Origin of the sequence: Acidovorax sp. sif0632 (genome assembly GCF_019218805.1) — a bacterium.
Taxonomy (GTDB): Bacteria; Pseudomonadota; Gammaproteobacteria; order Burkholderiales; family Burkholderiaceae_C; genus Acidovorax; species Acidovorax facilis.
Map to the genome: position 1 here is coordinate 557,862 of NZ_JAHUWW010000001.1, position 12,908 is coordinate 570,769.

At 64.7% G+C, this 12,908-nt stretch carries 10 protein-coding genes; 7 read left to right on the forward strand and 3 right to left on the reverse strand.

Annotated elements, in window-relative coordinates; all coding sequences use genetic code 11:
• The first annotated feature begins 52 nt into the window (after nucleotides 1-52).
• On the forward strand, nucleotides 53-964 hold the full coding sequence (locus KW832_RS02500) for a helix-turn-helix domain-containing protein (RefSeq protein WP_218298762.1): 912 nt from the start codon (nucleotides 53-55) through the stop codon (nucleotides 962-964).
• A gap of 86 nt (nucleotides 965-1,050) precedes the next feature.
• On the opposite strand, the gene zwf is transcribed toward KW832_RS02500, so the two are convergent.
• Complete coding sequence (gene zwf, locus KW832_RS02505) at nucleotides 1,051-2,505, reverse strand: glucose-6-phosphate dehydrogenase (protein WP_121422369.1); 1,455 nt, start codon at nucleotides 2,503-2,505, stop codon at nucleotides 1,051-1,053.
• A gap of 187 nt (nucleotides 2,506-2,692) precedes the next feature.
• Between zwf and pgi the strand changes: the two genes are divergently transcribed.
• Nucleotides 2,693-4,258 carry a glucose-6-phosphate isomerase gene (pgi, locus tag KW832_RS02510; protein WP_218298761.1) on the forward strand — a complete coding sequence of 522 codons (1,566 nt, stop codon included), beginning with the start codon at nucleotides 2,693-2,695 and terminating at the stop codon, nucleotides 4,256-4,258.
• A gap of 68 nt (nucleotides 4,259-4,326) precedes the next feature.
• Nucleotides 4,327-5,553 carry an AGE family epimerase/isomerase gene (locus KW832_RS02515; RefSeq protein ID WP_218298760.1) on the forward strand — a complete coding sequence of 409 codons (1,227 nt, stop codon included), beginning with the start codon at nucleotides 4,327-4,329 and terminating at the stop codon, nucleotides 5,551-5,553.
• A gap of 107 nt (nucleotides 5,554-5,660) precedes the next feature.
• On the opposite strand, the gene KW832_RS02520 is transcribed toward KW832_RS02515, so the two are convergent.
• Both KW832_RS02520 and KW832_RS02525 read right to left on the reverse strand, forming a co-directional pair.
• Nucleotides 5,661-6,131: a GNAT family N-acetyltransferase gene (locus KW832_RS02520; protein WP_218298759.1), complete on the reverse strand. Its 471-nt coding sequence runs from the start codon at nucleotides 6,129-6,131 to the stop codon at nucleotides 5,661-5,663.
• A 191-nt stretch (nucleotides 6,132-6,322) separates the two neighbouring features.
• A complete protein-coding gene (locus KW832_RS02525) occupies nucleotides 6,323-7,252 on the reverse strand; it encodes an SMP-30/gluconolactonase/LRE family protein (protein WP_218298758.1) in 930 nt (309 codons plus the stop codon).
• Nucleotides 7,253-7,351: 99 nt separating this feature from the next.
• On the opposite strand from KW832_RS02525, the gene edd reads away from it, so the two are divergent.
• The 4 genes from edd to KW832_RS02545 all read left to right on the forward strand — a co-directional run bounded on the left by edd (nucleotide 7,352) and on the right by KW832_RS02545 (nucleotide 12,860).
• Nucleotides 7,352-9,121, forward strand: coding sequence for a phosphogluconate dehydratase (gene edd, locus KW832_RS02530; RefSeq protein ID WP_218298757.1), 1,770 nt, complete (start codon nucleotides 7,352-7,354; stop codon nucleotides 9,119-9,121).
• A 161-nt stretch (nucleotides 9,122-9,282) separates the two neighbouring features.
• The gene (eda, locus tag KW832_RS02535) at nucleotides 9,283-9,912 is read left to right on the forward strand and encodes a bifunctional 4-hydroxy-2-oxoglutarate aldolase/2-dehydro-3-deoxy-phosphogluconate aldolase (protein WP_218298756.1); all 630 of its coding nucleotides are present in this window, start codon (nucleotides 9,283-9,285) and stop codon (nucleotides 9,910-9,912) included.
• A 221-nt stretch (nucleotides 9,913-10,133) separates the two neighbouring features.
• On the forward strand, nucleotides 10,134-10,433 hold the full coding sequence (locus KW832_RS02540; protein ID WP_218298755.1) for a DUF805 domain-containing protein: 300 nt from the start codon (nucleotides 10,134-10,136) through the stop codon (nucleotides 10,431-10,433).
• Between the two features lie 321 nt (nucleotides 10,434-10,754).
• Entirely contained in the window at nucleotides 10,755-12,860 is a 2,106-nt protein-coding gene (locus tag KW832_RS02545; RefSeq protein WP_255577468.1) for a TonB-dependent siderophore receptor, read from the forward strand.
• Nucleotides 12,861-12,908 lie beyond the last annotated feature (48 nt).

Consider the following 12,908-nt stretch of genomic DNA (forward strand, 5'->3'; position numbering starts at 1 on the left):
GATGAACAGGACAATTCGTGCATATGCCACCCACTCAGAATGAGGGAAAACCATGAGAATCGAGCCCGGGACGGTGCGACAGTTCGCGCTCTACGGCACGCAGGACGCTTCGCCGGCCTGGGCCGATCTGGTGCATCTGGAGCGGGTGCCTGAACGTTCCAGCTTGTTTGGTTGGGAGATCGACTTGCATTTCCACGAGGGGCTGATCCAAGTGCTGTACCTGACGGCGGGCGGCGCGGGCGGCAGCGCGCTGATGGACGGCCAGCGCTGGCCGCTGCACCCGCCATGCCTTGTGGTGATTCCCGCGCGCACGGTGCATGGGTTCAGCTTTCATCCGGCCACGGACGGCCCGGTCATCACTGCGGCGCAGAAGCCGCTGGAGTCGCTGGCTGCCCTGGCGGCGCCGGAGTTGCTGGAGCACATCCGCCGCCCCCTGGTCCTGCCGGTGGATCCGGGTGGACGTCATGCGCAGGCGCTACAACCCTTGTTTGAGGTGATCGAGCAGGAGTCCCATGGCGATGGGGGCGTTAGGGCCGCAGGTATGCCCCTGCTGGTGGCTCTGTTCGTGCAGATTGCCCGTTTGGCGCAGACGTCCGCCGCGCTGCCGGGGCCTGGGCGCTCGCGCAAGGCCGGGCAGATCGAGCGGTTCCGTGCCTTGCTGGATGTGCATGTCCGCCAGCACACGCCCGTGCGTTCCTACGCGGACGCGCTGGGGATTTCCGTAGGGCAACTCTCGCGCCTGTGCCGCGAAGTGCTCGGCATGTCGGCCCAAGATATGGTCAACGCGCGCGTGGTGCACGAAGCGCAACGAGAGCTGGTGTATTCGTCCCTGTCGGTCAAGCAGATCGCCGCCGAGCTGGGGTTTGAGGACGAGGCGTACTTCGGTCGGTTCTTTAAGAAACACACAGGCCAACGCCCCACCGATTTCAGACGGGAGGCCCGGGCGCAGCTGGCGGGCGCCTGATTGATCTGCCGCAGCGCGGCGCGCCCGGGTGAAGAGCGTGATGGCGAGGAGAGACGTGGTGGAGAAAGGTGGCGTGAACGCCCCGCTCACATCTCCTCGCTCCAGCAATACCCATCGCGTGCAATCATCGCGCTGGCCGAGCTAGGCCCCCAACTGCCCGCCGTGTACGGGCGCGGCCCCACGGGGTCGTTCTTCCAGTGCTGCAGGATGGGCTCGACCCAGCGCCAGGCTTCTTCCTGCTCGTCGCTGCGCACAAACAGGTTCAGGCGGCCTGCAATCACGTCGAGCAACAGGCGCTCGTAGGCGCCCACGCGCTCGGTGCCAAAACGCTGGTCGAAGTCCAGGTTCAGGTGCACCTGCGACAGCGCGGGCTCCGTCTGGTGCTGGGCGGCGCCTTGGGCCAGCAGGTGCAGCTCCAGCCCGTCCTTGGGCTGCAGGTTGATCACCAGGCGGTTGGCCGCGCCCACCGGGGTCTTGAAGATGGGGTGCGGCACGGGGCGGAAGTTGACGACGATGTGCGCGTCGCGCCCCGCGAGGCGCTTGCCGGTGCGGATGTAGAACGGCACACCCGCCCAGCGCCAGTTGCTGATCTCGGTGCGCAGCGCGACAAAGGTTTCGGTGGTGCTGCCGGGGGCCACGCCTTTTTCCTGCGCGTAGCCGGGCACTTGCGCGCCGTGCACGTTGCCCGCCGCGTACTGACCGCGAATCACGTGTTGGCCGATGGTCTCCATGCTCCAGGGCTTGAGGGACTGCAGCACCTTGAGCTTTTCATCGCGGATGGCGTTGGCGCTGGAGTTGATGGGCGGCTCCATGCCGATGGCGCACAGCAGTTGCAGCGCGTGGTTCTGCACCATGTCACGCAGGGCGCCGGTCTGGTCATAGAACGCGCCGCGCGTTTCCACGCCCAGTTCTTCGGCAATGGTGATCTGGATGTTGGCAATGGTTTCGCGCCGCCACAGGGGCTCGAACAGTGCGTTGCCAAAGCGCATGGCAAACAGGTTCTGCACCGAGGGCTTGCCCAGGTAGTGGTCGATGCGAAAGACCTGCTCTTCCTTGAGCACGCGGCGCAGCGTGTCGTTGATGGCCTGGTTCGATTGGAGATCGTGGCCCAGCGGTTTTTCCAGTACCACGCGGGTGGTGGGGCCGTTCAGGCCCACGGCGGCGATCTGCTCGCACACGTTGGTGAACAGGCTGGGCGCGGTGGCCACATACATCACCACCGAGTCGGCGCCGCGTTCATGCAGCATGGCGGCCAGCTTGGTGTAGTCCTCTGTTTTGGACAGATCCATGCGCAGGTAGTGCAGCAGCGCGCCAAAGCGTTCGAACTCGTCCGGGGTGGGGCGCTTGGCCAGTTCCACGCTGTCAAACCGCGCCTTTATCAGGCTGCGGTATTGTTCGTGGCTCAGCTCGTCACGCGCCACGGCAATGATGCGACCCCCCTCGGGCAGCGTTCCGTGCCGGAACGCCTGAAACAATGCGGGCATGAGCTTGCGCCAGGCCAGGTCACCTGTTCCACCAAACAGGACAAGGTCAAAACTCATGGGGTCTCCGTATCAGGGTGTTGTTGTGCGTCTGCGGCTGGAAATTGTAATCTCGTTACATTGAATTGTGTAGCTGTAGAGGCTGTAAAACGTTTTTTGACAGTTCGTTCGCAGAAAATTATTAGATAAATTGTGTAATCAAGTTACTATCTCGCCGGTTTTCACCTCCCCACATCCTGAATTCACCATGTCCTCCCTCCGTTGCGACCAAACTCCGCAGTGGCCTCAGTTGCAGGCCGCGTTCTCCGCAGATGGCAGCCGTCTGGACCTGCGGAAGGTCTTTGCCAGCGATGCGCAGCGCTTTGAGCACTTCAGCCAGCATGCGCCCGAGGTGTTTGCGGATCTTTCCAAGAACCTGTGGGACGCCGCCACCGAAGCGCTGCTGCTGGACATGGCCCGTGCCAGTGGACTCACCCGGCACCGCGACGCCATGTTCGGCGGCCAGCACATCAACAGCACCGAAGGCCGCGCCGTGCTGCACACGCTGCTGCGCCGCCCCCGGGGCCTGGCGTTGCCCGGCGACGGGCCAGACATTGCACACAAGCTGGCCCAGGTGCACACCACGCTGGATGCCATGCTGGCCTATGCCGACACGGTGCGTGCTCATGAGTCCATCACCGATGTGGTGAACATCGGCATCGGCGGCTCGGACCTGGGCCCGCACATGGCCGTGCTGGCTCTGGAGCAGTTCCGCGCACCGGGAAAGCGCCTGCACTTTGTCTCCAACGTGGACGGGCATGAGCTGCACACCACACTGCGCACGCTCAAGCCCGAGAGCACGCTGTTCCTCATCGCCTCCAAGACCTTCACCACGGCAGAGACCATGACCAACGCGCGCTCGGCGCTGGCCTGGTTTGCGGCGCAAGGCGGTCAGGATGTGGGGCGCCACTTTGCGGCACTGACCACCAATGTCGATGCCGCGCAGGCGCTGGGCATCACCACCACCTTCGGCTTCTGGGACTGGGTGGGTGGGCGCTATTCGCTCTGGTCCGCCATTGGCCTGCCGATCGCGATTGCGATTGGCTCGGCGGGCTTTCGCGATCTGCTGGCCGGTGCCCATGCCATGGACGAGCATTTCCGCACAGCGCCGCTGGCGCAGAACCTGCCGGTGCGGCTGGGCCTGCTGGACATCTGGTACCGCAACTTCCATGGCTTCACCAGCCGCTGCATTGCGCCCTACCATGCCGCATTGCGCCGCCTGCCGGCCTATCTGCAGCAACTGGAGATGGAGAGCAACGGCAAGCGCGTGGGGCTGGACGGCCAGCCGCTGCCCTATGCCACGTCGCCCGTGCTGTGGGGCGAGCCGGGCACCAACGGCCAACACGCTTTTTTTCAGATGCTGCACCAGGGCACCGACGTGCTGCCGCTGGAACTCATCGCCGTGCGCCAGCCCACCCACCCACTCCCGGGCCATCACAACAAGCTGCTGGCCAACGCCCTGGCGCAGGCCCAGGCGCTGATGGTGGGCAAGGAAGGGGAAGATGGGCACCGCCACTTCCCGGGCAACCGGCCCAGCACCTTCCTGCTGCTGGATGCGCTCACCCCCGCATCGCTGGGCGCGCTGATTGCGCTGCAGGAGCACCGCGTGTTTGTGAGCGGCAGCCTTTGGGGCATCAACAGCTTTGACCAGTGGGGCGTGGAACTGGGCAAGGTGCTGGCCAAGGACATTGAGGCGCGGCTGGCCAGTGGCGACGCTGCGGGGCTGGATGGCTCCACCGCCGGGCTGCTTGCCCAGCTGCGCACCGGCGTCTGAAGAAGATCCGTGGCCACCGCCGTGAGGCGGCGCGACCACGGGCAGTGGCGATTTTTCGAGGAGACACCATGACTGCACCCCGGCCGAATTACCGCTCTGCCGACTTTCTGCGCGCGCACATCCGCCAGACCATGGCGTTCTACGACCCCGTGGCCACCGACGCGAGCGGCGGGCAGTACCACTTCTTCCTGGATGACGGCGCGGTGTACGACACGCGCACCCGCCACCTGGTCAGCGCTACCCGTTTTGTGGTCACGCACGCCATGCTGTACCGCACCACGGGCGAGCAGCGCTACCAGGCCGGCATGTTGCACGCGCTGCATTTTCTGCGCACCGCGTTCCTCGACCCCGCCACGGGCGGCTACGCCTGGCTGATCGACTGGAATGAAGGGCGAGCCACCGTACAAGACGCCACGCGCCACTGCTACGGCATGGCCTTTGTGATGCTGGCCTACGCCCGCGCCTTTGAAGCTGGCGTGCCCGAAGCCCGCGAGTGGCTGGCCCAGGCCTTTGATACCGCCGAACAGCATTTCTGGCAACCCGCCGCAGGCTTGTACGCCGACGAGGCCAGTCCCGATTGGCAGCTCACAGGCTACCGGGGCCAGAACGCCAACATGCACGCCTGCGAGGCCCTGATCTCGGCCTTCCGCGCCACGGGCGAGCGCCGCTACATCGAGCGTGCCGAGCAACTGGCGCAAGGCATCTGCCAGCGGCAGGCGGCGTTATCCAACCCTGCCAGCGCCCCGGCTGCCGAAGGCTGGGTGTGGGAGCATTTCCACGCCGACTGGTCGGTGGACTGGGACTACAACCGCCACGACCGCAGCAACATCTTCCGCCCCTGGGGCTACCAGATCGGCCACCAGACCGAATGGGCCAAGCTGCTGCTGCAACTTGATGCCTTGCTGCCCGCCGACTGGCACCTGCCCTGTGCACAGCGCCTGTTCGATACCGCCGTAGAGCGCGGCTGGGATGCCGAGCACGGAGGCCTGTACTACGGCATGGCGCCTGACGGCAGCATCTGCGACGACGGCAAATACCACTGGGTGCAGGCCGAGAGCATGGCCGCCGCTGCCGTTCTGGCTGTGCGCACGGGCGACGATCGGTATTGGCAGTGGTACGACCGCATCTGGGCCTACTGCTGGGAGCACTTTGTGGACCACCAACACGGCGCCTGGTTTCGCATCCTGCACCGCGACAACCGCAACACCACCCGCGAGAAAAGCAATGCGGGGAAGGTGGACTATCACAACATGGGGGCGTGCTTTGATGTGCTGGGGGCGATGGGGGAGGTGTGAGTCGGAATGGTGGCTTTCGGCCAGTAGCCGACGCTGGCTGCAGGAAAAAGAGCTTTCTCAACGCCTCCGCTTGGCTGACCGCCACATCGCTGGATATCGCTTGAACCTCAATGTCGAGACGACCCAGCAGTCGCAGCGGCTTCCATTGGGACGAAAGCGATACCGTTCTTTTCTGTACGTGGTCCATTGGTGGTAAAGCCAAATCGCTTGTATACAGCCACCGCATTGGGGCTCGAGTTGACTGTGAAAATTTTCAGATCCTTTGAGGCGCCTTGTTTTGCCGCTTCCCAAAGAGCGCGAGCCAAACCCCGCCGCTGATAGGCTGGCGCGACAAAGAGATGGAAGAGGTGTCGGCCATCTCGAAGAGCCACGGCGCCAGCGAGATTGGTACCGTCTTCTGCAATCAAATAGTAGAAGTTGGAACTGGTGATATAGCCAAGAATGGCTTGTGGTGTGATTCCTTCTAAAAATCGTTCAGCACCTCTACCGCTGGAATCAATCAAGAAATGGTGAGCTGAAGAATTGATGAGTGCACTGAGGGCTTCTGCATCTTGTGTCTTAGCAGGACGAATGTTCATAGTCTGTTGATCCTCAACGATGAGCAAGCATTTCGCGGAGGCGAAGTTCAGCAAAGTTTCAGGCCAATGCATCAGTACATCGCCGAGGCGGGGCAAAGATTCGACTTTGGCGCTAGATCCGCTCCTTCATCTGTGGGCCCAAACCCGAAGCCCGGCACCTCTCTCCCCGAGCAGGATCCCGTACCACGCACTCAGCCTGCGAAGAAATTCACCGGTAGTCCCTGTGCCTTCACGCGCACGCTGAACAGCGATCCCGCAGGAGTCTTCGCCTCCTGCTCCTCCACCGGCCTCCCAGCCCGTGCCGACGTGACGTACAGCGTCCGCAGATCCTCCCCCCCAAAACACACCATGGTCGGGCACTGCACTGGCACTGCAAGGCGCTGCAGCACCTCACCCGATGGCGAGAGTTGCAACACACAAGCGCCTTCGTACATCGCCACCCAGTAGTTGCTTTCCACATCCACCGCCGCGCCATCGGGCCTGCCGCCGTAAGGCTGGCCTTCCACCTTGCGGTCAAACTGCACCCAGGGGCGGCGGTTCGTGATCTCACCCGTGGCCACGTCAAAGTCAAACCGGTCAATGCGGTGCTCGGGCGTGTTGGACCAGTACAGCGTGCGGTTGTCGGGGCTGAAGGCCAGGCCGTTGGCGGTGAAGTTGTTGGCTGCCATCTGGCGCACGCTGTAGCCCGTGGCACTGGCCGCGTCGGCCTGCAGGCACCACAGCGCGGCATCCGGCGCGGTGCGAGGGCTGATGACCGAGCCCGCCCAGAACCGGCCTGCGGTGTCGCACCGGCCATCATTCAGGCGCAGCACAGCGGTGTCGTGCTGATCAGGTGGCAGCAGGGCCAGGCAGGTGAGGGCGGTGGTGTCGGCACTGTCCTTCGCCGTATCCAGAAGGTAGAAACCGTTTCGTAACCCGATTACCAATCGCTCGCCGGCTGCAGGCGCGCAGCAGCCGGGCTCACTGGGCATGCGCCATTGCCGGTGGCGACCGCTTTCAGGATGCCATGCGTGTACTGCTTGTCCCTGAATGTCACACCAGTAAAGGGATTTTTCCGTGGGGTGCCAGAAGGGTGATTCGCCCAGTTCGGAGGGCGGCAGGGGCAGGGTTTGCAGGGACATGGGTTGAAGTGGGGTGGTTATCGAGTTACATTCTAGGGCCTCAGACAACGGGCTCCGGCGCCATGCACGGGGTCCTGCCACCCACCGATGGAGACTTCCATGCACCCAGTTGTAGCGCGCGTGACCGAGCGCATTGTCCAGCGCAGCGCAGACACCCGCGGCGCTTACCTCGCAGGCATCGACGCCATGATCGCCCGCAAGCCTGCACAAGACCGCATGGGCTGTGCCAATCTGGCCCATGCCTATGCCGCGCTGCCCGGCGCTGACAAGTTCAAGATCACGGTCGAAAAGGCGCCCAACATTGGCGTGGTCACGGCCTACAACGACATGTTGTCGGCCCACCAGCCCTACCAAAGTTACCCCGCCGTTCTGCGGGATGAGGCCGCCCAGCACGGCGCCACGGTGCAGGTGGCAGGGGGTGTGCCTGCGATGTGCGACGGCGTGACGCAGGGCACGCCCGGCATGGAGCTGTCGCTGTTCTCCCGCGATGCCATTGCCATGGCCACTGCGGTAGCGCTGTCCCATGACGTGTTCGATGGCGCGCTGCTGCTGGGCGTGTGCGACAAGATCGTGCCCGGCCTTTTGATCGGTGCGCTGCACTACGGGCACCTGCCCTGCGTGTTTGTGCCCGCAGGCCCCATGGGCACGGGCCTGTCGAACAAGGACAAATCCAAGGTGCGCGAACAGTACGCGCAAGGGCTGGTGGGGCGCGATGAGCTGCTGAAAGCCGAATCGGCCGCGTACCACAGCCCCGGCACCTGCACGTTCTACGGTACGGCCAACAGCAACCAGATGCTGCTGGAAGCCATGGGCTTGCACGTGCCTGGCGCGGCCTTTGCACCGCCCGGCACTGAAGAGCGCGAAGCCTTCACGCGCCAGGCGGTGCGCACGGTGCTCGACATTGGCAAGCGCGGTGCTCGCTTCACGCCCATCGGGCGCGTGGTGGATGAGCGCTGCATCGTCAACGCCATGGTGGCCCTGCTGGCCACGGGCGGCTCCACCAATCATTTGATCCACTGGGTGGCCATTGCGCGCAGCGCGGGCATCCTGATCGACTGGTCGGACTTTGACGAACTGTCGTCCGCCGTGCCGCTGCTGGCCCGCGTGTACCCCAATGGCGATGCCGACGTGAACCAGTTCCAGGCCGCAGGCGGCCCCGCGTGGATCCTGCGCGAGCTGCTGTCCGGCGGCTTCATGCACCCCGATGTGATGAGCGTGAACACCGGCGGCATTGCCGCAGGCGGGCAGGGCGCCCCGGCGGTGTCGGGCGACGAAACCGTGTTGCGCCCCGTGACCCGGCCGTTCTCGCCCACCGGCGGTCTGCGCCTGCTGCAAGGGCGCCTGGGTCGCGCGGTGATCAAGGTGTCGGCCGTGCCCGAAGACCGCCACATCATCGAAGCGCCTGCGCGCGTGTTCGATTCGCAAGAGGCTTTGCTCGCCGCCTTTGCTGCGGGCGAGGTGCAGCAGGACATGGTGGCCGTGGTGCGCTTTCAGGGCCCGCAGGCCAATGGCATGCCCGAGCTGCACAAGCTCACCCCTCCGCTGGCCGTGCTGCAGAACCAGGGCTTCAAAGTGGCGCTGGTCACCGACGGCCGCATGAGCGGCGCATCGGGCAAGGTGCCCGCCGCCATCCACGTCACGCCCGAGGCACTGGCCGGTGGCCCGCTGGCCAAGGTGCTGGACGGCGACATTGTGCGGGTGGACGCCGTTGCCGGCACGCTGGATGTGCTGGTCGATGAAGCCACCTGGGCCGCTCGCCCCGTGGCGCCGTACACCGCGCCTCCCGCCACCGGCTTTGGCCGGGAACTGTTTACCAACTTTCGCCGCCACGCAGGCGGTGCCGAACAAGGAGCCTGCACATGGTTGTAGCAGGATGCACCCCCTGAGTCGCTGCGCGCCTTCCCCCTCTCTCGCTGCGCGGGAGGGGGACGCACCCAGTGGCCTGGCGAAGCCAGTTCCACGGGTGCACTGGTATGGGCCGCGCCCCTGTCATACGCCGCGTGCGGCATCCAACATCAAGGAGTATTTCCATGAGTCCCATTGACATCGCCAGCCATGGCCCCGTCATCCCCGTCATCGTGATCGACCGCGTGGAAGACGCGCTGCCCCTGGCCGAGGCGCTGCTGGCCGGTGGCGTGAAGGTGCTGGAAGTCACACTGCGCACCGCTGCTGGCCTGCCCGCCATCGAAGCCATTGCGCGCAATTTGCCCGAGGCCGTGGTGGGCGTGGGCACGGTGCTCAACGCCGACGATGCGCGCCGCGCGAGCGAGGCCGGTGCACGTTTTGCGGTGAGCCCGGGTTACACCTCCGAAGTGGGTGGCGCCTGCAAGGGCCTGAATTTGCCGCTTCTTCCCGGAGTGGCCACGTCCAGCGAAATCATGGCCGCGCTGGCCGATGGGTTCTCGTTCCTGAAGCTCTTCCCGGCCGAGGCCGCGGGCGGCATCCCTCTGCTCAAGGCCTGGGCCAGTCCGTTTGGCCAGATCAGCTTTTGCCCCACGGGTGGCATCAGCCTGGCCACTGCGCCCAACTACCTGGCGCTGCCCAATGTGCGCTGCGTGGGCGGTTCGTGGCTGACGCCCGCCGACGCCGTGCGTGCGGGCGACTGGGCGCGCATCACCCAGCTGGCGCGCGAGACGCATGCGCTGCGCAAGGCCGTGTGACTTTTCCAGGATTTGAGGCGAAATAGGGCTCTAGCGCTTGTCCTGTAAGCGCTGATAGCTATAACAATAGAAGCATCCACTGTTCCCTGGTCCGCCTGCAGAGTGAGGCGTAGTCGGTGGGGTGACTGGGCGTGTGGACTTGCTGCCCTGCGCGCCCCTATCATGGCGCGGGGCTTGGCCCTGCCACAACGGCTTTACGTTTCAAAGAGAGGGAGTTCAGTATGGATTTTGTTTCGGCTATCAAAAGCTGCCTGGGGCAGTACGCGGGTTTCTCGGGCCGCGCCGTGCGCTCCGAGTTCTGGTGGTTTTTCCTGTTCCAGATCATCGTCATGGTGATCGCCAGCTTCCTGGGTGACGTGGTCTCCGGCATCGTCTCCATTGCACTGCTGCTGCCCGCATTCGCCGTGGGCGCGCGCCGACTGCACGACATTGGCCGCTCGGGTTGGTGGCAACTGCTGACGCTGACCGGCATCGGCGTGCTGCTGCTGATCTACTGGTGGGTGCAGCCCAGCGAGGCCTGATCTTTGCGACGCCGCTGCGGGCTCTCTCTGAGTCCGCCCGCGCCAAGCCCGCTGGTCTTACGGTCAGCGGGCTTTTTTGTGGGGGTGTGGCGGGGGCTCCGGGGTGCCAGAGAGGTACCGCAACCTTGTGCAGCCAGAATACTGGTCAAAAGTGGCTCTGGCGCTTTCTTGACAAGCGCAAATAGCTATAAAAATAGAAGCAATCTCACTGCAATCCGAGCGCAACTTGTTGCTGTTGTACGACATCTTGTACCTGCAACGCGCACCTGTGTGGTTTGATTTTTAGAATGGTAATCATTCTTATTTCTATTCTTGAAAATCATGAAACTCCAGCATCAGCGGACCGCAGTCTGCATGGGTATTGCGTTGGCTTTTGGAGGCGTCCCCGCCTGGGTCGCGGCCCAGGCCCAGGACGTGGGAGCCACCTTGTCCGAGGTGCGTGTGGACGCGAGCGCCGAGAAAGAATCGGCCACCGCGCCGGTGGTCGGCTACCGTGCCCGCAACGCGGCCACGGCCACCAAGACCGACACGCCCCTGGCCGAAACCCCCCAGTCCGTCACCGTGGTCACGCGCGACCAGATCGTGGACCAGGGCGCGACGACCTTCCAAGAGGCGCTGCTGTATGCCGCCGGGGTGCGCAGCGACGCCTATGGCCTGGACAGCCGCGCCGACAGTGTGCGGGTGCGCGGCAGCTCCCCCGACACGTACCTGGATGGTTTGCGCCAGAACTACAACTGGTACACCAGCACCACCCCCGCCGAACCCTACACGCTCGAGCGCATTGAAGTGCTGCGCGGCCCGTCGGGCATGCTGTTTGGCGCGGGCACGGTGGCGGGCGTGGTCAACATGGTCAGCAAGCGCCCGTTGCAGGAAGCGCAGCGCGAAGTGGGCGTGCAACTGGGCAGCTGGAACCGCAAGCAGCTGCAGGCCGACCTGACCGGCCCGCTAACGAAGAACGGCGACTGGTCATACCGCCTTGTGGCGGTGGCGCGCGATGCGGACACGCAGACGGACTATGTGCAGAACGACCGCCGACTGATCGCGCCATCGCTGGCCTGGCGCCCCAATGCCGCCACCTCGCTGGTGCTGCAGGCCCACTGGCAGCAGGACCGCACGGGCACCACGGCGCAGTTCCTGCACTGGTCGGGCACGCTGTTGCCCAACCCCAATGGCCAGCTGCCCATCAACCGCTTCATCGGCGAGCAGGGCGACTATTACGACAGCGACCGCGAATCCATCGGCTACCTCTTCGAGCACCGCTTCAACGACGCATGGGCGGTGCGCCAGAACCTGCGCCTGGCGCGCAACGAGAACCGGGGTGGCTACCACTACGCCGATTTCTTCAAAGTCCCCGGCGGGTTCGGCTGGGACCCCGTGAACCAGCGCCTGACGGGCCGCGTCTACGGCAAGAACATTACACGCACCCGCATGGCAGCGGTGGACACCCATCTGCAGGGCAACCTCACCACCGGCGCCCTCAGCCACCAACTGCTGCTGGGTGTGGACTGGAACCGGCAGACTGAGAACAAGAACGAGGCCGACGATGCGTACAACACGCCCATCGATGCCTACGCCCCGGTGTACGGCAACGTTCTGAACCCGACGCTCATCGCACGGCCTGAGAACGTGCAGCGCCAAAGCGGCCTGTATGTGCAGGACCAGATGAAGTGGGGCAACTGGATCTTCATCGCCGGCCTGCGCCACGACCGTGCTGTGAACAGCCTGGCAGGCCAGTCCGATGACCGCACCAGCGACACCACCAAGCGCCTCGGTGTGATGTACCAGTTGGGGGGCGGCTGGACGCCCTACATCAGTTATGCCGAATCCTTCAGCCCCGTGAGCGGCACCAACGCCTCGGGCCAGCGCTTCAAGCCGCTGGAGGGCGAACAGATCGAGGTGGGCGTGAAATATGCCCCCTCAGGCGGCACCACCCAGTTCACGGCGGCGGTGTACGATCTCAAGGAAAAGAACCAGAAGGTGGCTGACCCGACCAACCCCGACAACTCGCTGCAGGTGGGCCAGACCCGCAACAAGGGCCTGGAGCTGGAATACAAGGCGCGCGTGGCCACGGCGTTTGACCTGACCGCTCACTACAACTACACGGACGTCGATCCGCTGCTGGAAAACCTGCCGCGCCACCAGGCGGCCGTGTGGGGCGTGTACCGGTTCTCCATTGGCGGCGTGCGCGGCTTCTCGGCCGGTGCGGGGTACCGCTGGCTGTCGTCGTTCCGCGACGGCACGGGGCCGAAGGTTCCGGCGGCCGGTGTGGTGGATGCGCTGCTGGCCTACGACAGCCAGGACTGGCGCTACGCGCTCAATATCAGCAACCTGGCCGACAAGAAGTACATGAGCACCTGTCTGGCGCGTGGTGACTGCTGGTGGGCGACACGGCGCAATGTGGTGCTGAGCGCGACCTACAGGTTCTGACCGACCCATCGGGGCGATCTGCTGCACCGGCGGCATTCACCCGTGGAT